Raw genomic sequence first — 20,804 nt, 5'->3', positions numbered from 1 at the left:
AAAAATCGTCACACTGACGAAATGGGGGTAGCATCGGCTGCCATGAACACAGCGGACCTCGGGTTGCCAGAAGAAGGGCGCGAAGCGCTTCCTCAGAAGGGCGGTGGCGGGCGACGGGTGGGCGTTCCTTCGACGGCACTCTTTACGGACCAGTACGAGCTGACGATGCTGCGGGCCGCTCTGAAGGCGGGTACCGCCGAACGGCGCAGCGTGTTCGAGGTCTTCACCCGGCGGCTGCCCGAGGGCCGCCGCTACGGGGTCGTGGCGGGCACCGGGCGCGTCCTGGACGCGGTCGAGAACTTCCGCTTCGACGCGGGCGTCCTCGGCTTCCTGCGCGAGCGGCAGATCGTCGACGAGGAGACCCTGGAGTGGCTGGCCGGCTACCGGTTCAGCGGCGACATCTGGGGCTACCGCGAGGGCGAGGTGTACTTCCCGGGCTCGCCGATCATGCGGGTGGAGGGCACCTTCGCCGAGTGCGTGCTGCTGGAGACCGTGATCCTGTCCATCCTCAACCACGACTCCGCGATCGCGGCCGCCGCCTCCCGTATGTCCTCGGCCGCCGGGGACCGGCCGCTGATCGAGATGGGCGCCCGCCGCACCCACGAGCTGGCCGCCGTCGCCGCCTCACGGGCCGCCTACCTAGGCGGCTTCGCGAGCACCTCGGACCTGGCGGCCGGTTTCCGCTACGGCATTCCGACCGTCGGCACCTCCGCGCACGCCTTCACCCTGCTGCACGACCGCGAGCGGGACGCCTTCCGGGCCCAGGTCGACTCCCTGGGCCGGGGCACCACGCTCCTGGTGGACACGTACGACGTGGCAGAAGCCGTCCGTACGGCCGTGGAGGTGGCCGGACCCGAGCTGGGCGCGGTGCGCATCGACTCCGGCGATCTGCTCCTCGTCGCGCACCGGGTGCGGCAGCAGCTCGACGCGCTGGGCGCCACCCGTACGAAGATCATCGTGACCTCGGACCTCGACGAGTACGCCATCGCCTCGCTCGCCGCCGCGCCCGTGGACGCGTACGGCGTCGGGACGCAGTTGGTGACCGGTTCCGGGCATCCGACCTGCTCGATGGTCTACAAGCTGGTCGCCCGCGCCGAGTCCACCGACCCCGGGGCGCCGCTGGTGGCGGTCGCGAAGAAGTCCACCGGCGGCAAGACCTCCATCGGCGGCCGCAAGTGGGCCGCACGGCGACTGGACGCGGACGGGGTGGCGGAGGCCGAGGTCGTCGGCACCGGGCCGATGCCCGCCGAGCTGGTGGAGCAACAGCTGCTCGCCGAGCTGGTCAAGGGGGGCGAGGTCGTCGCCCGCGAGCCGCTCGACGCGGTCCGCGACCGGCACACGGCGGCCCGAGCCAACCTGCCGCTGTCCGCGACCCAGCTGTCCCGAGGGGAACCCGTCCTTCCGACGGAGTACGTCCACGGGGACTCGGGTAGCTAGAGCAGGTGCCCCCTCCCGCACCGCCGCCGAAGTCTCTAGGCTCGTAATTTCACCCTCCCCCGCGCTCCACGGAGCGGGGGACCCCAGTCGAAGGACACCGACCATGCGCCGCGCCTTGATCGTCGTTGACGTGCAGAACGACTTCTGTGAGGGGGGCAGCCTCGCGGTGCCCGGGGGTGCCGATGTGGCCGCCGCGATCACCGAGCTGATCGGGCAGGCCCCCGCCGGGTACCGGCATGTCGTGGCCACCCGCGACCACCACATCGCGCCCGGCGGCCACTTCGCCGACAACCCCGACTACGTCCGCTCCTGGCCGGCGCACTGCGTCGCGGGGACGGAGGGGGTGGGCTTCCATCCGAACTTCGCCCCGGCGGTCGCCTCCGGCGCGGTCGAGGCCGTCTTCGACAAGGGGGCGTACGCGGCCGCGTACAGCGGTTTCGAGGGCATGGACGAGAACGGCGTCCCGCTGGGCGACTGGCTGCGGGCCCGGGAGATCGACGAGGTCGACGTGGTCGGCATCGCCACGGACCACTGCGTACGCGCCACCGCGCTGGACGCCGTACGTGAGGGGTTCCGCACGAACGTCCTGCTCGACCTGACCGCGGGAGTGGCCGAGGACACGACCGAGCGGGCCCTGGAGGAGCTGCGGGAAGCGGGCGTGGAACTGTCGGGCAAGCCCGTCGTCTGAGGCCCCCGAAGCCTAGGGGGCCGTCGGCTGCCGTCTCAGCAGGGCCCTTATCGGGCGCCACAGCTCGGTCACCGGCTCGAGTGCCGGGACACCGCTGCCGGGAGCCGTGCGCCATATCAGGCCGTCCGGGTGGTGCAGGACCGCGGTGATCTCGTCCGGGGTCGGCGGGGCCGCGTTGCCCCGCAGGTAGACCGCGCGCATGCCCAGGTTGCGCAGCCGCGTCAGGGCGCGGGCGCGGTTCTGGGCATGGACGAGAACGCGCACGCTGCCGGAGCCGTCGGCGGTGGGACGGGGCAGGTTCAGTGCCACCACCACCGTGCCGTTCGGCAGCTTGCAGAAACCTCCTGCGGCCATGCGGTCACACCCCCGTGTGCGTCAGTGTCAATAAGAGGGCCACAGGACGCACCTAAACACGATCGGCGGCGACCCGCCAGGGGGTCACCGCCGATACGCTTCTGACCTGCGAAAATGCGAACTACTTCACTGCGGGTCCGACCTGGAGGAAGATCACGGAGCCGTTCTTGGCCTCCTTGACGATCTTGATCTTGGTGTTGGTGTCAGTGATCTTGACGCCCGCGGTCGGGGTCGACGGGTCGTAGTAGGTGTTCGTGTGGTCGTTGAAGACCGGCACACCCTTCGACGACTTGATCTTGGTCTGCACGTCCGCGTTGTGCAGCGTGAGGCCGTCGGTGCGGTACATGCTGAACGGCGAGTCGTAGGCCTGGATGCGGGTGCGCATCGGCGTGCCGTCGGCCCACTTCAGCGCCGTCGGGTGCGAGTCGACCGGGAGGACCAGGCCGACGCCCGGGTGGACGCTGGTGTTGTTGTCCGCCTGGGAGGTGTCCCACTTCCAGATCAGCAGACCGTTCTGGTACGGGTAGTGCTCCACCCAGTCCGGACGGGTCGTCGAGAAGCCGAAGTTGTACGGGCCGACCTTGAGGGTCTTGTCGTACGACACGTACTGGCGGTTCTCCGCGATGTAGTACTGCGCGTAGTCCTTGGTGAAGGACGAGCCGATGCGGGAGAAGCCGTTCGCGGTCCAAGCGGCGTCCGCGGACTCGGCGTTGTCGGAGAACACGGTCGCGCCGTCGGCGGTCAGCGTGATCTCGTCGGCCGCGAAGCCCTTCTGGGCCACGCCACCGTCGGTCGCGTAGCGGAAGCGGACGTCGATCTTCTTGCCCGCGTAGGCGTCCAGCGAGTACGACAGCTTCTTGTAGCCGTCGACCGTGCCGGTCAGCGCCGGGGCGCCGCTGGCGTCGCGCGGGATGGCCTGGCCGTCCACCGTGCCGTCGAGCGCGGTCCAGTTGGCGCCGCCGTCGGTCGACGCCTCGGCGTAGAGGTAGTCGTAGTTGGCCTCGATGTCGTACCAGCCGTCCAGGGACAGCGTGGCCGAGGACTTGCCGGTGAGGTCGACGGAACGGGACAGCGTGTTCTTGAGGTTGTCACCGCTGCCGCTCCACCACTGCGTCGAGCCCTGGGCCGGGTTCACGATGGTGGTGGTGACCGCCTTGTCCGGCAGGTTGACCACGAGGGCCTGCTTGTCCCAGGTGTTGTACTCGGCGACGCCCAGCTTGTGCGTGGACTGCTTGCCGGCCTTGGCCGTGTCGTAGTTCAGCCAGCCGAGCTGCAGCTTGTCCCAGGCGCTGAAGTCGCCCGGCAGGTCACCGATGGAGTCCTTGCCCCGGCCGAGCCAGGAGCCGGAGGACATCAGCGTCCAGAAGCCGGTGGAGTTGTCCCCGTTGCCGGTGGTGTCGTAGTGGTCCGGCAGACCGAGGTCGTGGCCGTACTCGTGGGCGAAGACGCCGAGTCCGCCGTTCTCCGGCTGGATGGTGTAGTCGCCGACCCAGGTGCCGGTGTCGCCGATCTGCGCGCCGCCCAGCTTGTTGCCCGTGGGGCCGGTGGCGCCGGCGTCGGTGCCGAAGGCGTACCAGCGGTGGGCCCAGATCGCGTCCTTGCCCTGGGCACCGCCGCCCGCGGACTCGTCCTCACCGGCGTGCACGATCTGGAAGTGGTCGATGTAGCCGTCGGGCTCGTTGAAGTTGCCGTCGCCGTCGTAGTCGTAGCGGTCCCACTGGTCGAACTTCGCCACGTCCGTCTTGATCTGGGCGTCGGTGCGGCCGGCCGCCTTCTGCTGGGCGACCCAGGAGTTCAGGCCGTCGCTGACGACGTTCCACACGCTCGGGCAGTTGGTGGAGCCGCAGGCGTTGTTGCCGTAACGGGCCTCGTTGTACGGGACCTTGACCCAGTCGGCGACCTCGCCGTCGACCGAGTAGCGACCCGAGGACTCCTTCTCGTAGAACTTCTTCATCGACTCGACGTTCTTGCCGGTGCCGAAGTAGAGGTCCTGGAAGTGCTTCTTGTTGTAGTCCTTCTGCCAGGCCGTCGAGTTGTCCTTGGCCCGGTCCGGCTCGGCTATCCGGTTGTGCAGCGGGCCTGCCGTGCCGCCGTACTTCGGGTCGGTCCTGTCGCCGAACTCCACCAGGATCGTGAAGATCTTGTCGGTCTTCTCGCGGCCGAGCTCGACGTACTTGCTGTCGCCCTTCTTGCTCTTGAGCTGGACGACCTGCGAACCGCCTCGGTTCCTGACCTTGGCCTCGCCGGATATGACCTGGTTCAGCGCCTCCTGACGCTGGGCCTCCTGGGTCTTGCTGAGCGGACCGTCGAGGTTGTGCTTCTGCTGCTTCACCGGCGCCGGGTCGTGCCGGTTCGCGGCAGCGGACTTGGCCGTCGTGCCGGCCTCCGCCACGGCGAACGTCGAGAACGTGGCGGTGGCCGCCGCGAGTGCAACGCCGATCGCGGCCGCTCTGAACGTCCAGGGTCTGCTGATCACTTGCTTCCTCCCCCGCGTCCGGGCACACGGAAGGGGGTCCTGGTCATGGAGGTCCGTGCGCGCCTGATCAACGCGTGTAGTCAAGTGACGACATTTGACTAGAGGTTTAAAAGAAAAGACAGACCTTGACTTGGACAGGACAAGTGCACTATGCGGAGCGGAAGTTCGCTTTGCGAACGCCTCGCATACGACTTGACGGGCGCGCGAGTCCGTCCACTTGGCGGACGCATGACTCCGTGCGCCCCCTGTGCACCGGTACCGTGGGTTAGGTCACGCTTACCGGCCGTTCCACTCGGGCATGCACGCGATTAGAGTCGAATGGTGGAACGCCCGGAAGTCGGCGGAAAGCCAGGCCGGTTACCCGTCTCACCCCCAATATCTTCCGAGGACACGATTGCCATGCCTCGTCCGACTGCCGCACAGCTCGTCTACGGTTCATGCACCGTGATCTTCTCGACCCTCGCCATGCTGCTGCTGTCACAGACGAGTTCGGGTCTGGGGATCGCGGTCATCGCGTTCTCGGCTCTCGCCCTCGGGCTGCTGGTCGCCATGACGGTGCCACTGCCCAGGACTCGTACGGTCGCGTCGGCGGAGCCCGCCGCGGTCGTCCAGGAGCGGGTGCCCGCACCGCGGGAGCCCGTGGCCGCCGCGGTCGAGCCGATACGGGAGCCGAGCACTCCCTGACAGCCGGAGACGGCGGGTCCGTGAAACTTACGGACCCGCCGCCTGCTGTGCGGTGCCTTCTCAACCGGTGCTGACCACCACCGTCTTGGCCGCCTTGTCGTGCAGGCCCTGTTTGTAGGGCTTGTCGAAGAAGCTCCAGCCGCCGGCGATCGCGGTCCAGATGCACGCGCAGCAGAAGGCGAACGGGATCCACAGGACCAGCGCGCGGGTCAGCGATGTCTGGGTGGAGGGCGTGGAGCCGTCCTCGAGGTTGGCCACCCGCATGCCCAGCCATTTCTTGCCGAGGGTCTGTCCCGTCCTGGCGATCAGGATCGTGTCGTAGGTCACATAGAGCACCGCGACGATGACCGACTGCGCGAACCCCTTGCCCACCTCGATCCTGTCGCTGCTCATCTGGAGCTCGTTCACCCTGAAGATCAGGGTGACCAGCCAGACGACGATGCCCACCAGGACCATGTCGATGATGCGGGCGAGCGTGCGCTTGCCGCTGTCCGCGAGCGGGGGCATGCCGGCCAGCGGGTCGGCGGGGGCGCCGCCGCCTCCGTAGGGGCCGCCGCCGTAGGGCGGGGGCTGGCCGCCGGGTGGGACGTCGTACGGGGAACCCGGACCCGGCGGTCCCTGACCTGGCGGGGTGTCAGACGGCGAACCCGAACCCGTACCCGGCCCCTGGCCCGATGGGGTGTCGTACGGCGAACCCGCCCCCTCGCCCGGTGGGGGCTGCTTCCTGAACGGGTCTTCTTCCGGTGGCTGCTGTCCTGAGCCGGGGGGCGGTTCGGTGCTCATGGCCCGAGTGGACCGCGAAGCACCCGGCTCCGCATCCGGCGGGCCGCCGTACGGGGGACCGGCTCAGCTCGCGACGAAGGTGTGTGCCGCCTTGTCGTGCCAGCACTGGCGCCACGGGCGGTCGAACAGGCACCAGGCGAGGCCGACGACTCCGATGACGAGGAGGCTGGGGACGGTGCAGACCAACCAGCGGCGCAGGGCGAGGCCGAAGGTGGGCGGCTCGTGCGCCTCGATGTCCCGGACCTCCAGGCCGCACACCTTCTTGCCCAGGGTGCGGCCCCATTTGGCGGTGGGCAGCACCTCGTAGAGGAGGCCGGAGACGAGGAGGGCGGCGAGGACGATGCCGAGATACGTCCCCGTCGTGCCGTCGAGCAGCCAGACGGTGACGGTGCGGCCGGAGAGCTCGGCCGCGTCGATCTTCCCCTGGATGTGGTCGATCGCCTTGGCGCCGAACGGCACGGCGGCCGCGGCGGTCAGGGTACCGACGACCAGGCTGTCGATGAGCCGGGCGGCCAGCCGTCTGCCCAGTCCCGCGGGCCGCGCCGCCGCCTGCCGCCGGACGGCCGCCTGGAACGGGTCGTCCACCGGCGGCTTCCACGGCGCCACGGGCTGGTCGTCCCCGGCCCCGGCGAGCCGGTGCACCTGCTGGGCCCAGGAGGACTGCCCGCCACCGGCGCCGGTGGCCATGGGAGTTGCGGCGCCCGACTGCTGGGGTACCGAGGGAGCGGGAGTGGACGCCTGCGCGACCGGCTCCGCAGCCTGGGACGCCTCGGCCTGCGCCGCGGCAGCACGGGCCGCGGCGGCCTTGCCTGCACCGAACCCGGGCCGAGCGGAGCCGCTCGAAGAACCGGAGGCACCGGAAGAACCGGAGTCGCCCACGCCCACCGGCCCCTGGGCGGCGAAGCCCGGCGTGCCTCCGCCCTGCGCCCCCGGCGCCCCGTCCTGCTGACCCGTGCGCGGGGAGGGCGCGCGGAAAGGGGGGTTGGCGTCGGAGGAAGCGGTCGGCCTGCGGAAGACGAAGGTGCCGTCGGACGGCACATCGGATGAGTCCGCCGGAGGGATCGTCGCCGTCCCGTCGGTGCGCACGGAGGCGCCGTCCGGCTGGGACGGGGGGTCCGCGGGGACCCTGGGATCGGCACCCCAGGACACGCGTCGGTCCTGGTCGCCGCCGAACCCGGACTGCTGGGCCCGGTCGGCTCCCCAGCCGGGCTCCGGCTGCGGATCCTCGTCGAAGAAGTGCGGGCCGGTCGCCTCCACGGCGGGAGCAGCCGGGCGCCCGCCGGGCGGTGCGATGAGCGGTTCGCCGTCCCGCGGCGCCGGCCGGCTGGTGCCCGGCACCCAGGCGGCGCCGTTCCAGTACCGGACATATCCAGGAATGGACGGGTCCGGGTAATACCCTTCGCGGGGCCTGTCGTCGCCGGGGGCCGGGGTTGGGGCGCTCATGTCCGTCGTCCCGTATCTGCTCGGGGGTCGTATAGGGGCTCCACATCTATCAGACGTGCGCAACCACCACCGCCAGTCCCGCCGGACCCGCCCCTTTCCGGGCAACGACGTGCACCCGCTTCACAGAGTCGGAAACAAATTCTCCGAACCCGCGTAATGATCGTGCCCTTACGTCCTCTCCCGTCGTGCGAGGCCGGCCGCAGAGCCCCGCACACCCGACCGAGAGAGGAAACCGACGCCATGCACTCCACAGTGGTGGAACGCGAACTGGAGCTCAGGCTCGTCCTGTCGCCGGAGCGCAGCATCCCGGTCCCGGCCCGGCTCACCTACCGCACCGCCGACCCGTACGCCGTCCACATCACCTTCCACATCAACTCCGAGCACCCGGTGTACTGGACGTTCGCCCGCGAGCTCCTGGTGGAGGGGGTGTTCCGGGCGTGCGGGCAGGGGGACGTACGGGTGTGGCCGACGAAGCTGGAAGGCCGCGGCGTCGTCCTCGTCGCGCTCAGCTCGCCCGACGGCGACGCCCTCCTCGAGGCGCCCGCCGCCCAGGTGTCCGCCTGGCTGGAGCGGACGCTGCGCGTGGTGCCCCCGGGGACCGAGGGCGGGCAACTCGGGATCGACGACGCGCTCGACCAGCTGCTCGCCCGGTGACGGCGGGAGGGCGCGCTCAGAACAGCTTGCCCGGGTTGAGGATGCCCAGCGGGTCGAAGACCTGCTTCACCGCCCGCTGCATCTCCACCCCGACCGGCCCGATCTCCCGTGCCAGCCACTCCTTCTTCAGGACGCCCACGCCGTGCTCGCCGGTGATGGTCCCGCCGAGTTCCAGGCCGAGGGCCATGATCTCGTCGAAGGACTCCCGGGCCCGCCGGGACTCGTCGGGGTCCTGCGCGTCGAAGCACACGGTGGGGTGCGTGTTGCCGTCCCCGGCGTGGGCACAGACGCCGATGGTCAGCCCGAACTTCCCGGCGATCCGCTCGACGCCCTCGAGCATCTCGCCCAGCCGCGAACGGGGCACGCACACGTCGTCGATCATCGTCGTGCCCTTGACCGCCTCCAGGGCGGTGAGGGACAGCCGGCGTCCCTGGAGGAGGAGTTCGGACTCGGCGGCGTCCTCGGCCGGGACCACCTGAGTGGCGCCGGCGGCCTCGCACAGCGCGCCGACGGCGCCGAGGTCGGCGGACGGGTCGGGGGTGTCGAAGGCGGCGAGGAGCAGGGCCTCGGTCGACTCGGGCAGGCCCATGTGGGCGAGGTCGTTGACTGCCTTCACCGTCGTACGGTCCATGAGTTCGAGCAGGGAGGGCACATGGCCGCCCGCCATGATCCGGCACACGGCGTCGCACGCCGCGGCCGCGGAGGCGAACTCGGCGGCGAGCACCAGCTGCTGCGGCGGCTTCGGCTTCAGCGCCAGGACGGCCCGCACGACGATGCCGAGCGAGCCCTCGGAGCCGACGAACAGACGGGTCAGGTCGTAGCCGGCGACGCCCTTCGCCGTGCGGCGGCCCGTGGACATCAGACGGCCGTCGGCCAGCACGACGTCCAGACCGAGCACGTACTCGGCCGTCACCCCGTACTTCACACAGCACAGGCCGCCGGAACCCGTCCCGATGTTGCCGCCGATGGTGCACATCTCCCAGCTGGAGGGGTCCGGCGGGTAGTACAGACCGTGCTCCTCGACCGCGCGGGAGAGGGTGGCGTTGATGACGCCCGGTTCGACCACGGCGATCCGGTCGACCGGACTGATCTCCAGAATGCGGTCCATCTTGGTGAGGGACAGCACGATGCAGCCCTCGGAGGCGTTCGCGCCGCCGGACAGACCGGAGCGGGCGCCCTGCGGGACGACCGGGACGCGCAGTTCGGCGGCGATCCGCATGACGTGCTGGACCTGTTCGACCGTGCGCGGCAGGACGACCACGGCCGGTGTGCCCGCCGGGCAGAAGCTCGCCATGTCATTGGCGTACGAGGCGGTGATGTCGGGATCGGTGAGGACCGCCTCGGCCGGCAGGCCCGCGAGGAGCCGGTCGCCGAGGTTTCCCTGGGCTTCGTCGGGTGCGGCTTGGATACGGCTCATGATCACAGCGTCGCACCCGCGGCCATCGGTGTGAACCCCGTACGGGACGCGCCTTGAGCTGACCGTATGGGTTGTCGTATTAGCGCACAGTGGGCGCCATGGAGAACGAACAGTCCCGCCCGGGTACGTCCCTGCTGGCGGAGCAGCCGCCCCGCCGCTCCCGGAGGCTGCGGCGCGCACTGATCGTCTCGGTCGCGGCGGGCGTCGCGGCCGGTGCCGCGGTCGGCGGAGTCCTGATGCTGCTCCCGTCGTCGCCCGGGGCCAAGCCGCCGGTGCCGGGGTCCGGGCCGCAGGCGCTGACGGCGGTCAACGCCGGGGCGCCGGCCGCGCTGCCCGACCTGGCCGCGCTGATCGGGCAGCAGGAGAAGCATGTGCGGACGCATCCGCAGGACGCGCCGGCCTGGGCCGTGCTGGGCACGTCCTATGTGGAACAGGGGCGGCGGACCGCCGACGCCGCTGACTTCCCGAGGGCCGAGCGGGCGCTGCGGACCTCGCTGCGGGTGGCGGGCGAGAACAGCCCGCAGAGCGCGCCGGCGCTGGGCGGGATGGCCGCGCTGGCGAACGCGCGCCGGGACTTCGCGGAGGCCAAGCGCTGGGGCGAGCAGGCGCTGGAGGCGGAGCCGAAGCGGTGGACGACGTATCCGCTGCTGATCGACGCGTACACCGGCCTCGGAGACTACAAGGCGGCCCGGCAGACGCTGGAGAAGCTGATGGGGCTGAAGGTCGATGCCTCCCGTCGGCCGGCTGTGATGGCACAGGCGGCCGCCGTCTACCGCGACCGGGGCTGGCGCGAGGACGCGGCGGCGCAGCTGGCGGACGCCTCGGCGGCCGCGCGGACGCCCACCGAGCAGGCGGTCTATCTGGAGCAGGCGGGACAGCTGGCCTGGGAGCGCGGGGAGCGGGAGGACGCGCTGCGGCACTTCGAGGCGGCCCTGCGTCTCGACCCCGGTCAGGCGGCCGCCCTGGCCGGGCGGGGGCGGGCGCTCGCCGCGCTGGGCCGCACCCAGGAGGCCCTCAACGCCTACCAGGAGGCGCTCGCCAACCAGCCCACTCCCCAGTACGCCCTGGAACTGGGCGAGTTGTACGAGTCGCTGGGGCAGCGGCCGGAGGCCCGGGTGCAGTACGACCTGCTGCGGGTCCGGGTGGCGCAGGACACGGCGGGCGGGGTCGACGACGAGCTGGTGCTCGGGCAGTTCGAGGCGGACCACGGGAACCCGCAGGAGGCCGTGCAGCGGCTGGAGGCCGAATGGGAGCGGCAGCCCGGGATCGAGGTGGCGGACGCGCTGGGGTGGGCGCTGAACCGGGCGGGGGACGCCGAGAAGGCGCTGCAGTACGCCGAGATCGCCACCGACAAGGTCAACGGCGGCGGAGTGCGCAGCGCCCTGTACGCGTATCACCGGGGCATGATCGAGCGGGAGCTGGAGCTGGACGGGCCCGCCCGGCGGCACCTGGAGGAGGCTCTGCGGATCAGTCCGTACTTCTCGCCCCTGCAGGCGCCCGCGGCCAGGACGGCGCTGCGGGAGCTGGGCGAGCCCTCGGCCGAGGAGCCCGTGTTCGACGACGCGAAGGCACCGGGACGGTGAGTTGGCCGCCGGGTCCTGCGGGTGCCCCCTAGGTCCTGTCGTCAGATCCCCGTCGTCCGCCCGAAGGGCGGGCCCTGCGGCGTCAGGTGCGTGCTCTCGGCGTGCCGGGCCCCGGCCCTCGTACTGGATGTACTTGGGTCGGAGCCCGGTGCGGCGAGAGCGCGTGCATGGCGTCGCAGGGCAGGCGGGGATCTGACGACAGGGCCTAGGCACTCGCAGGACCCGGGCGTGTCACAGGTTTCCGCGCCGCTCCTGCTCGCGCTCGATCGCCTCGAACAGGGCCTTGAAGTTGCCCTTGCCGAAGCCCATCGAGCCATGACGTTCGATGATCTCGAAGAAGACGGTCGGGCGGTCCTGGACCGGCTTGGTGAAGATCTGCAGGAGGTAGCCGTCCTCGTCGCGGTCGGCGAGGATCTTCAGCTCGCGCAGGGTGTCGACCGGGACACGGGTGTCGCCGACCCACTCGCCGAGGGTGTCGTAGTAGGCGTCGGGGGTGTTCAGGAACTCGACTCCGGCCGCCCGCATGGTCCGTACGGTCTCGACGATGTCGTTCGTGTTGAGCGCGATGTGCTGGACGCCCGCGCCGCCGTAGAACTCCAGGTACTCGTCGATCTGGGACTTCTTTTTGGCGATGGCCGGCTCGTTGATCGGGAACTTGACCTTCAGGGTCCCGTCCGCGACGACCTTCGACATCAGCGCGCTGTACTCGGTCGCGATGTCGTCGCCCACGAACTCCTTCATGTTCGTGAAGCCCATGACCTTGTTGTAGAAGCCGACCCACTCGTTCATCCGCCCGAGTTCCACGTTGCCGACGCAGTGGTCGATGGCCTGGAAGGTGCGGCGGGCGGGCGGCTCGACCATCGGGGCGGCCGCGACGTAGCCGGGGAGGTACGGGCCGTCGTAGCCGGAGCGGTCGACGAGGGTGTGCCGGGTCTCGCCGTAGGTGGCGATCGCGGCGAGGACGACCGTGCCGTTCTCGTCCTTCAGCTCGTACGGCTCGGCCACCGGGCGGGCGCCGTGCTCGATCGCGTAGGCGTACGCGCGGCGCGCGTCCGGGACCTCGATGGCCAGGTCGATGACGCCGTCGCCGTGCTCGGCCACATGCCGGGTGAGGAAGGCGCCCCAGTCGCTGCTCGCCTTCACGACCGAGGTGAACACGAAGCGGGCGGAGCCGTTCTCCAGGACATAGCTCGCGGTCTCGCGGCTGCCGGTCTCCGGTCCCGAGTAGGCGACCAGCTTCATGCCGAAGGCGGTGGAGTAGTAGTGCGCCGCCTGCTTGGCGTTGCCCACGGCGAAGACGACCGCGTCCATTCCCTTGACCGGGAAGGGGTCGGCCTGCCGGGCGGTGTCGGGAGTGTGGTGTGTGGTCTGCGTCATGGCGGAAGACTGGCTCCGCTCTGCAAGGTGCGCAATAGTTTCCGTATCGACTGAGCAATATGTTCAGTACTACGGCCGTATCGGCGGACTTTCTGTACAGGATGACCAACCCGGGAGGCGACGTGGCGATCGATCATCTGGACGGGCGCATCATCCTGCTGCTGGCCCGCGAGCCGCGGCTCGGGGTCCTGGAAATGTCCCGGCGGCTGGGGGTCGCCCGGGGGACCGTGCAGGCGCGCCTCGACCGGCTTCAGTCGAACGGAGTCATCCGCGGATTCGGACCGCAGGTCGATCCGGCGGCGCTCGGCTACCCGGTCACCGCGTTCGCCACGCTCCAGATCCGGCAGGGTCAAGGGCCCGATGTGCGGGCCCACTTGGCGACCGTGCCGGAGGTGCTGGAGCTGCACACCACCACGGGCACCGGGGACATGCTGTGCCGGCTGGTGGCCCGCTCGAACGCCGATCTCCAGCGGGTGATCGACCGGGTTGTCGGTTTTGATGGCATCGTCCGGGCCTCCACGGCGATCGTCATGGAGAACCCCGTCCCGCTGCGGATCATCCCGCTGGTGGAGCAGGCGGCGGAGGACCGGGACGGAACCTGACCCGACCGACCCGGGGGTGAGCAGGGCGTGGGCTTCTGGGAGTACCTGGGCGATCGGCACCGGCAACTGCTCACGGACGCCTACCAGCACGCCAGTGTCGTCTTCCAGTGCATGGTCGTGGCGACCCTGCTCGGGGTGCTGATCGGGGTCGTCACCCACCGCAGCGAATGGGCCGGGAACCTCGCCACCACGGCCACCGCCACCATCCTGACCATCCCGTCGCTCGCCATGATCGGCCTGCTGATCCCGGCCGTGGGGCTGGGCGTGCCGCCGACGGTGATCGCGCTGACGCTGTACGGGCTGCTGCCGATCGTGCGCAACTCGGTCGTGGGCCTGCGCGGAGTCGATCCCGTGCTGCTGGACGCGGCGCGGGGCATCGGCATGTCCCGCCGCGCCCGGTTGCTGCGGGTGGAGCTGCCGCTCGCCTGGCCGCCGATCCTGACCGGCATCCGGATCTCCACCCAGATGCTGATGGGCATCGCGGCCATCGCCGCCTATGCCTCCGGGCCCGGTCTGGGCAACGAGATCTTCCGCGGGATCGCCTCCCTGGGCAGCAGGAACGCGCTCAACCAGGTGCTCGCGGGCACGCTCGGGATCGTCGTCCTCGCGTTGCTGTTCGACGCCGCGTACGTGCTGGTCGGACGGCTGACGATTTCCGGGGGGATCCGTGGCTGAGCTTCCAGGGGGATCCGTGGCCGAGCCCGGCGGCAACACCGGCACCCACGGCGCCGCGATCGGGCTGGAGAACCTCACCAAGCGCTATCCGGGCAGTGCGGGCCCCTCCGTGGACGGCGTGACCATGGGGATCGGGGCGGGCGAGACCGTCGTGCTCGTCGGCCCGTCCGGCTGCGGCAAGTCGACCACCCTGAAGATGATCAACCGGCTGATCGAGCCGACCGCGGGCCGGATCCGGATCGACGGCGAGGACGTCACCGGCATGGACCCGGTGCGGCTGCGCCGGAACGTCGGGTACGCGATCCAGTCGTCCGGGCTGTTCCCGCACATGACCGCAGCCCAGAACATCGCGCTCGTACCGAGGATGCTCGGCTGGCCGAAGGCACGGATCAAGCGGCGGGTGGAGGAGATGCTCGCCCTGGTCGGTCTCGACCCCGGCGAGTTCCACGACCGCTATCCGCGCGGGCTCTCCGGTGGCCAGCAGCAGCGCGTCGGGGTGGCCCGGGCGCTTGCCGCCGATCCGCCGGTCCTGCTGATGGACGAGCCGTTCGGCGCGCTGGACCCGGTCACCCGCGACCGCCTCCAGGACGAGTTGCTCCGGCTCCAGCGCGAGCTGCACAAGACGATCGTCTTCGTCACCCACGACTTCGACGAGGCGATCAAACTGGGCGACCGGATCGCGGTGCTGCGCGAGCGCTCGCACATCGCCCAGTTCGACACCCCGGAGGCGATCCTCACCAGCCCGGCGGACGAGTTCGTGGCCGGGTTCGTGGGCGCGGGGGCGGCGCTCAAGCGGCTCAATCTGACCCGCGTACGAGATGTGGGGATCGCCGGCTGTCCCACGGCCACCGAGGACACCCCGCTGCACGAGATCCTCGACCGGCTGCGCGGAAGCGGTACGGACGAGATCCTCCTCCTCGACCGGCAGCACCGCCCCGGCAGCTGGCTCCGGCGTGGCGACCTCGTGCGGACCGGCAGCTCTGCGCCCCGCACGGGCGCACCGGTGCGTCGCACCGTGACCCGGGACGCGACGCTGCGGGACGCGCTGGAGGCGCTGCTCACGGACAGCGCGGGCCGGGTCGCGGTGACCGGGGCCGACGGCGAGTACGTGGGTGTCGTCGACGTGGGGACACTGATGCACTCCGTGCACGAACTGCTGGCGGCCGACCGGCCGGCGGACGGCGGAGGGAGGAGCACGGCGTGACGACCCCGGACCGCCCGGATGAGCTGAAGGGCCCGGCCGGGCCGGAGGAACCGGCGGCCGGGGCCGGGTCCGCGGATGCCACCGGGCCGGAGGGACCCCGGACCCCGCCGCCCCGGCCGCGCCGCCGGCTCACCTGGCAGAAGCTGACCGTCCTGCCGGCGGTGCTGGCGGCGGTCCTGCTGGCGACCCTGCTGTGGTTCCGGCGGGCCGGCCTGGACGAGGTCTCCCGGAACGCGCTGTCCGACGGCCAGGTGTCCAAGGCCCTGTGGCAGCACATCGAGCTCACCGTGATCTCGACCTTCTTCGTGCTGGTGATCGCGATCCCGCTGGGCATCCTGCTGACCCGCGCGGCGTTCCGGAGGGCCACCCCGGTCGTCATGGCGATGGCCAACACGGGCCAGGCGACACCGGCGATCGGACTGCTCGCCCTGCTGGTGATCTGGCTCGGCACCGGAATGAAGGCAGCCCTGATCGGCATCACCGCCTACGCCCTGCTGCCGGTGCTCGCGAACACGGTCACGGGACTCAAGGCGAACGACCCGACCCTGCTCGAAGCCGCCCGCGGCATCGGCATGTCCTCGCCGGGCGTGCTGGCCCGCGTGGAACTCCCCCTCGCCGTCCCGCTGATCCTCGCCGGCGTGCGCACGGCGCTGGTGCTCAACGTCGGTACCGCCACCCTCGCGGCCTTCGGCGGAGGCGGCGGACTCGGCGTGCTGATCACCGCCGGGATCACCACCCGCCGCATGCCGGTACTGGTCCTGGGCTCCGTCCTCACGGTCACCCTCGCCCTGCTCGTCGACTGGCTGGCCTCCCTGGCCGAACTGGTCCTCCGCCCACGCGGACTGGCGGTGGAGACATGAGCCGCGGCACCCGCCTGCTGCTGGCCGGGGTGCTGGTGGCGGTGTCCGGCTGTGGGCTGAGCAGCGGGTCCCCGATGGTCGACGACGTCCGGCCGGGCACCATCGGGCAGGGCGAGCCGCTCAAGGGCGCCCATCTGACGGTGACGTCGAAGGCGGACACGGAGAGCCTCATCCTCGGCGCGATGATGGGCATCGCCTTCCAGGCGGCGGGCGCGGACGTCCTCGACCGGACCGGCATCCAGGGCTCGATCGGGGCGCGGGAGGCGGTCAGGAGCGGGGACGCGGACGCCATGTACGACTACACGGGCACCGCCTGGATCACGTACCAGGGCAACAGCGAGCCGATCCCCGACCCGCACCGGCAGTGGCAGGCCGTGCGCGACGCGGACCTCGCCAACGGGCTGACCTGGCTTACGCCGTCGCGGCTGGACAACACCTACGCCCTCGCCGTGAACCGGGCCGGTGCCAGGAGGTACGGCACCCGGACCCTGTCGGACGTGGCCGCGCTGACCAGCTCGCGTCCCGGGGCCGTGACGCTGTGCGTGGAGGGCGAGTTCGCCAACCGGGCGGACGGGCTGCGGGGGATGCAGAAGGCGTACGGGATGAAGGTTCCGGCGTCGGACATCACGCAGATGGACACCGGGATCATCTACACCGAGACGGCGAAGGGGAGTTGCACCTACGGGGAGGTCTACACGACCGACGGCCGGATCAGGGCCATGGACCTGGCGGTGATGGCGGACGACCGGAAGTTCTTCCCCAACTACAACGCGGCCCCCGAGATCAACTCCCGCACCCTCGAGAAGTGGCCGGCGATCGCCACCGTACTCGACCCCGTCACGGCGAAGCTCGACAACGCCGTGGCACAGACGCTGAACGCGAAGGTGGACGTCGACGGGGAGGATCCGCATCAGGTGGCTCTGAACTGGATGAAGGCGCAGGGGTTCGTGAAGTAGGAGGCGTACCGGGGGAGTTACAAAGAGATGCTTGCAAAGAAGTCCTTGCAACGGATTCTTTGCAACGCTACCTTTGTACGCATGACGGAGCACGAAGACCGGAAACAGCGCCTCCTGGACGCCCGCTCGCTGCGCGGCCTCGCGCATCCCCTGCGGATGCAGCTGCTGGACGCCCTGCGGCACAACGGTCCGGCCACCGCCTCCCAACTGGCCGCGCGGCTGGGCGAGTCCAGCGGCGCGACGAGCTACCACCTGCGGCAACTCGCCGCGCACGGCTTCGTCGAGGACGCCCCGGAGCACGGCAAGGGGCGGGAGCGCTGGTGGAAGGCGGTGGACCAGGGCCTGGTCTTCGACAGCGCGCAGTTCGAGGACGCGAGCCCGGAAGTGCGGGGACTGACGGAGGTGTTCCTGCACGAGATGGCCGGAACCCACGCCCGTGAACTGTCCGCCTGGCTCGGTACGCGCGACGAATGGTCCAGGGCATGGTCGCGCTCCAGCGACATGAGCGACATGACGCTACGGCTGACGCCCGGCCTCGCCCTGGAGCTGATCGACAAGATGCACGACCTGATCGACGGCTACCGGGACCGCGTACCGGACGCGGACACCCCCGAGGCCGAGCAAGTACGCATCCACACGCACCTGTTCCCGATCAAGACGGATTGAGAGGCCCCGCCATGCACGACAGCGACCAGCTCGCCCGGCACCGCATCGCCGAGTTCCACGCCCAGGCCGACGCCCATCGCCTCGCCACCGAGGCCCACCGCCCGAACGAGCTGCGCGTCCGGCTCGGCTGGACCCTGGTCGAGGTCGGCCTGCGGCTCGCCTCGGCCCCGCGGCCGGCCCTCGCCTAGCAGCTCGGTACCGAGCCCTTCCCCTTCTCCAGCGCCACCAGGGAGTCCACCGCCCCCTTCAGGGTGGTCACCGGAACCAGTCGCAGTCCCTTCGGGAGCTCCGACTTGGCCTCGCGGCACTCATCCTTCGGCACCAGGAAGACGGTCGCCCCGTCCCGCCGTGCGGCCTGTGTCTTCAGGGCCACGCCCCCGACCGCGCCGACGGTGCCGTTCGTGTCGATGGTCCCGGTGCCGGCGACGGTGTGGCCGCCCGTGAGGTCGCCGCCGCTGCCGTTCCCGTCCAGCTTGTCGATGATCCCGAGCGAGAACAGCAGTCCCGCGCTGGGCCCGCCGACGTCGGCCAGCTTCAGCGAGACCTTGACGTCCTTGTCGCTCAGCTTCAGGTACTTGAGCGCCGCCTGGGTCGCCGAGTCCTGGGACTGCCGCATCTGCTCGGCGTTGTGCTGCTCGATCTCCTTGACGCTGTTGCCGGTCGGGTAGACCGCGTCGCGCGGCATCACCGCCCGGTCCGTGCGGAACCAGCTGTCGACCACGTCACCGAGCGAGACCTCCGTGTCCGGGCCGGTCGCCTCGATGGTCGTCATCCGCAGCTGCCCGTTCGTGTCCCGGGTCGGCGCCCCGGAGATCGTGATCACCTCGGTGCCCCGGTTCTTGCCCAGCACGTTCGCCGTCATCCCGGGCTGCGCCACCGAGAACGGCAGCGGCGCGAACGCCGCCGCGGCGAGCAGGGCCCCGACGGGCAGGGCGCAGACGGCGACGGCCTGGAGGCGCGTGAGGCGAGAGAGCACGAGGTCAATCTAACGTGGCGAGCACTTCCGGCCACCGGCACGGGGCGGCGGGTCAGCCCTGGCCGGCCCGGTACAGGTCCCGGCGCTCCCGGGTGAAGCGGCGCAGGGCCTCCGGGAGCGGCTCGATGCCGATGCCCGGCGTGGTCGGGACGGGCAGATGGCCGTCCCGGAGCACGAAGGGCTCGGTGATGTCCTCGGCGAAGTAGCGGGAGGACGCCGAGGTGTCACCGGGGAGGGTGAAGCCGGGCAGGGCTGCCAGGGCCAGGTTCGGGGCACGGCCGACGCCCGTCTCCAGCATGCCGCCGCACCACACCGGCACGCCGTGCGCATGGGCCACGTCGTGGATGCGGCGGGCCTCCAGGTAGCCGCCCACCCGGGCGGGCTTGACGTTCACGACCCGGCACGCGTCCAGGGAGATCGCGGAGGCGGTGTCGGCGGCGTTGTGCAGGGACTCGTCCAGGCAGACGGGGGTGGTGATGCGCTGCTGGAGGCGCGCGTGGGCGTAGAGGTTGTTCTCCTCCAGCGGCTCCTCGATGAGCAGCAGCCCGAAGTCGTCGAGGCGCCGCAGATGCTCGGCGTCGGCGAGGGTGTACGCCGTGTTGGCGTCGACCTGGAGGGGCAGCGCCGCGCCGAAGCGCTCACGCACCGCCCGCAGCGGCTCGACGTCCCAGCCGGGCTCGATCTTCAGCTTGATACGGACGTACCCCTCGGCGAGATAGCGCTCGACGTCGTCCAGCAGCTCGGGGACGGAGTTCTTGATGCCGACCGAGACACCGGCGGGAACCCGGTCCCGCACCGCACCCAGGTAGGTCGCCAGCGGCATGCCGTGCGCGCGCAGCTCCGCGTCCAGGACCGCCGTCTCCAGGGCGGCCTTCGCCAGCTCGTGTCCCTTGATCTTCGCCATCGCGGGGGCCAGCGCTGCCGTGGTGGGATGCGGGAGGGCGGCGACGCGCGGCAGCAGGAAGTCGCGCAGCACGATCTCGGCGCCGGCGGTGAACTCGGAGCAGTACAGCGGCTCGGGGTCGGCGGCGAACTCCGACCAGCCCTCGGCCTCGTCGGTGACGACGTGCAGGAGGAAGGTGTCCTTCGTCGTCATGGTCCCGAAGGAGGTGCGGAAGGGGGTGACGAGCGGGATCGCGACGTGGACGATCTCTACGCGCTCGAGCTTCATGCCGCTTCCTCCGTCCGGGTGAGCGTGTACCAGCCGTCACGGGACATTCCGGTGGCCGTGAATCCCTCGGCGAAGGCCTCGGTGAAGACCTCGCGCACGGCGTACCGCCAGCGCAGCGCCAGCACGGGGTCGGCGGCGCGCAGCTTCACGATGTCGTCCGGGACCCGGCAGTGCACCTGCCGGTCGGCGAGGTCGCGGCGGGCGAGGGTGTCGCCGTCGGGGGCGATGTGAGTCGCCGGCGCCCCTGCGCGGTCGTCCGCCGTGTCGTACGACGGGTTCGGCGCGGTCAGGTCCCAGGTCACCGTCAGCCGGTCGCTCTCGTCGCCGTCGTTCACGCCGTCCGCCATCGGGCCGTAGAAGTCGACGAGGTACGCGGTGCCGACCGCGCCCAGCTTGGCCAGGTTGAAGCGGGCGTTGCGGCCGACCAGCGGGTCGAAGGTCCAGCGCATGGTGCGGGCACCGAGGCCCAGCGCCCAGGCGCGCTGGGCCTGCTTCACCGCGTGTCCGAGGCCCCGGTCGGCGGCCGCCACCAGCGAGTAGGTCTCCTGGCCCGGGCCGAACACGGCCACGGACGCCCCCGCCAGCCGCTCCCCGTCGTAGGCGGCGTGCACGGCGCCGCCCGCGTGGACGAGGCTGTGCAGCACCTCGGCCGGATAGGGGGGCGCGGAGCGGGGTGTCTGCCAGACGTCGCTGAAGTAGGCGCTCACGGCCGCGAGCCCGGTGACGTCGCGGACGGTACGGATGGTGACTCCTGTCATGGTCCGAGTCTCGGAGGCGGAGGGCGGGCGCGTGTTGTGC

General features: G+C 70.9%; 21 protein-coding genes. 12 read left to right on the top strand and 9 right to left on the bottom strand.

Annotation, left to right across the window (positions count from 1 at the left end; translation table 11 throughout):
• The first annotated feature begins 42 nt into the window (after positions 1-42).
• Entirely contained in the window at positions 43-1,437 is a 1,395-nt protein-coding gene (locus tag Q8A52_RS20145; protein WP_316754052.1) for a nicotinate phosphoribosyltransferase, read from the top strand.
• 103 nt (positions 1,438-1,540) lie between these two features.
• Complete coding sequence (locus tag Q8A52_RS20140; RefSeq protein WP_316754051.1) at positions 1,541-2,125, top strand: nicotinamidase; 585 nt, start codon at positions 1,541-1,543, stop codon at positions 2,123-2,125.
• A gap of 12 nt (positions 2,126-2,137) precedes the next feature.
• Here the strand turns inward: Q8A52_RS20140 and Q8A52_RS20135 are convergent, their stop codons facing one another.
• Positions 2,138-2,479 (bottom strand): hypothetical protein, encoded by a 342-nt coding sequence (locus Q8A52_RS20135; protein ID WP_316754050.1) that lies wholly within the window; start codon positions 2,477-2,479, stop codon positions 2,138-2,140.
• A 121-nt stretch (positions 2,480-2,600) separates the two neighbouring features.
• The gene (locus tag Q8A52_RS20130) at positions 2,601-4,955 is read right to left on the bottom strand and encodes an immune inhibitor A domain-containing protein (protein ID WP_316754049.1); all 2,355 of its coding nucleotides are present in this window, start codon (positions 4,953-4,955) and stop codon (positions 2,601-2,603) included.
• A gap of 399 nt (positions 4,956-5,354) precedes the next feature.
• Here Q8A52_RS20130 and Q8A52_RS20125 point away from each other — a divergent pair, with 399 nt between their 5' ends.
• A complete protein-coding gene (locus tag Q8A52_RS20125; protein WP_316754048.1) occupies positions 5,355-5,639 on the top strand; it encodes a hypothetical protein in 285 nt (94 codons plus the stop codon).
• Between the two features lie 60 nt (positions 5,640-5,699).
• Here the strand turns inward: Q8A52_RS20125 and Q8A52_RS20120 are convergent, their stop codons facing one another.
• Together Q8A52_RS20120 and Q8A52_RS20115 are read right to left on the bottom strand one after the other, a co-directional pair.
• The gene (locus Q8A52_RS20120) at positions 5,700-6,422 is read right to left on the bottom strand and encodes an RDD family protein (RefSeq protein ID WP_316754047.1); all 723 of its coding nucleotides are present in this window, start codon (positions 6,420-6,422) and stop codon (positions 5,700-5,702) included.
• A gap of 63 nt (positions 6,423-6,485) precedes the next feature.
• On the bottom strand, positions 6,486-7,865 hold the full coding sequence (locus Q8A52_RS20115) for an RDD family protein (RefSeq protein ID WP_316754046.1): 1,380 nt from the start codon (positions 7,863-7,865) through the stop codon (positions 6,486-6,488).
• Between the two features lie 240 nt (positions 7,866-8,105).
• Between Q8A52_RS20115 and Q8A52_RS20110 the strand changes: the two genes are divergently transcribed.
• Positions 8,106-8,519: an SsgA family sporulation/cell division regulator gene (locus tag Q8A52_RS20110; protein WP_316754045.1), complete on the top strand. Its 414-nt coding sequence runs from the start codon at positions 8,106-8,108 to the stop codon at positions 8,517-8,519.
• 16 nt (positions 8,520-8,535) lie between these two features.
• Here Q8A52_RS20110 and Q8A52_RS20105 read toward each other — a convergent pair whose 3' ends face one another.
• Positions 8,536-9,942 carry an FAD-binding oxidoreductase gene (locus Q8A52_RS20105; protein ID WP_316754044.1) on the bottom strand — a complete coding sequence of 469 codons (1,407 nt, stop codon included), beginning with the start codon at positions 9,940-9,942 and terminating at the stop codon, positions 8,536-8,538.
• 92 nt (positions 9,943-10,034) lie between these two features.
• Here Q8A52_RS20105 and Q8A52_RS20100 point away from each other — a divergent pair, with 92 nt between their 5' ends.
• Positions 10,035-11,519 (top strand): tetratricopeptide repeat protein, encoded by a 1,485-nt coding sequence (locus tag Q8A52_RS20100; protein ID WP_316754043.1) that lies wholly within the window; start codon positions 10,035-10,037, stop codon positions 11,517-11,519.
• A gap of 231 nt (positions 11,520-11,750) precedes the next feature.
• Here Q8A52_RS20100 and hppD read toward each other — a convergent pair whose 3' ends face one another.
• Positions 11,751-12,896 (bottom strand): 4-hydroxyphenylpyruvate dioxygenase, encoded by a 1,146-nt coding sequence (hppD, locus tag Q8A52_RS20095; RefSeq protein ID WP_316754042.1) that lies wholly within the window; start codon positions 12,894-12,896, stop codon positions 11,751-11,753.
• A 122-nt stretch (positions 12,897-13,018) separates the two neighbouring features.
• Between hppD and Q8A52_RS20090 the strand changes: the two genes are divergently transcribed.
• From Q8A52_RS20090 to Q8A52_RS20060, 7 genes are all read left to right on the top strand, one after another.
• Positions 13,019-13,498, top strand: coding sequence for an Lrp/AsnC family transcriptional regulator (locus Q8A52_RS20090; RefSeq protein ID WP_316754041.1), 480 nt, complete (start codon positions 13,019-13,021; stop codon positions 13,496-13,498).
• 27 nt (positions 13,499-13,525) lie between these two features.
• Positions 13,526-14,173 carry an ABC transporter permease gene (locus Q8A52_RS20085; RefSeq protein WP_316754040.1) on the top strand — a complete coding sequence of 216 codons (648 nt, stop codon included), beginning with the start codon at positions 13,526-13,528 and terminating at the stop codon, positions 14,171-14,173.
• A gap of 16 nt (positions 14,174-14,189) precedes the next feature.
• On the top strand, positions 14,190-15,377 hold the full coding sequence (locus Q8A52_RS20080) for an ABC transporter ATP-binding protein (RefSeq protein WP_316754039.1): 1,188 nt from the start codon (positions 14,190-14,192) through the stop codon (positions 15,375-15,377).
• Complete coding sequence (locus Q8A52_RS20075) at positions 15,374-16,237, top strand: ABC transporter permease (protein WP_316754038.1); 864 nt, start codon at positions 15,374-15,376, stop codon at positions 16,235-16,237. The genes Q8A52_RS20080 and Q8A52_RS20075 overlap by 4 nt, the downstream gene beginning before the upstream one ends.
• On the top strand, positions 16,234-17,193 hold the full coding sequence (locus Q8A52_RS20070; RefSeq protein ID WP_316754037.1) for a glycine betaine ABC transporter substrate-binding protein: 960 nt from the start codon (positions 16,234-16,236) through the stop codon (positions 17,191-17,193). The genes Q8A52_RS20075 and Q8A52_RS20070 overlap by 4 nt, the downstream gene beginning before the upstream one ends.
• Before the next feature lie 81 nt (positions 17,194-17,274).
• Positions 17,275-17,859 carry an ArsR/SmtB family transcription factor gene (locus Q8A52_RS20065; RefSeq protein WP_316754036.1) on the top strand — a complete coding sequence of 195 codons (585 nt, stop codon included), beginning with the start codon at positions 17,275-17,277 and terminating at the stop codon, positions 17,857-17,859.
• An 11-nt stretch (positions 17,860-17,870) separates the two neighbouring features.
• The gene (locus Q8A52_RS20060; RefSeq protein WP_316754035.1) at positions 17,871-18,047 is read left to right on the top strand and encodes a hypothetical protein; all 177 of its coding nucleotides are present in this window, start codon (positions 17,871-17,873) and stop codon (positions 18,045-18,047) included.
• Here Q8A52_RS20060 and Q8A52_RS20055 read toward each other — a convergent pair.
• From Q8A52_RS20055 to Q8A52_RS20045, 3 genes are read right to left on the bottom strand one after another with little or no spacing between them, the layout of a single operon-like run.
• A complete protein-coding gene (locus tag Q8A52_RS20055) occupies positions 18,044-18,835 on the bottom strand; it encodes a S16 family serine protease (protein WP_316754034.1) in 792 nt (263 codons plus the stop codon). The two genes, Q8A52_RS20060 and Q8A52_RS20055, sit on opposite strands and share 4 nt — an antisense overlap.
• Before the next feature lie 52 nt (positions 18,836-18,887).
• Positions 18,888-20,006, bottom strand: a complete 1,119-nt coding sequence (menC, locus tag Q8A52_RS20050) for an o-succinylbenzoate synthase (RefSeq protein ID WP_316754033.1) — start codon at positions 20,004-20,006, stop codon at positions 18,888-18,890.
• Entirely contained in the window at positions 20,003-20,764 is a 762-nt protein-coding gene (locus Q8A52_RS20045) for a chorismate synthase (RefSeq protein WP_316754032.1), read from the bottom strand. Before Q8A52_RS20045 ends, menC begins: the two co-directional genes overlap by 4 nt.
• Between the last annotated feature and the right edge of the window lie 40 nt (positions 20,765-20,804).

The organism is Streptomyces herbicida (genome assembly GCF_032656585.1).
In the GTDB taxonomy this organism is placed as follows: domain Bacteria; phylum Actinomycetota; class Actinomycetes; order Streptomycetales; family Streptomycetaceae; genus Streptomyces; species Streptomyces herbicida.
The sequence above is the reverse complement of the archived record's forward strand: the minus strand, read 5'-3'. Positions and strand labels throughout refer to the sequence as shown.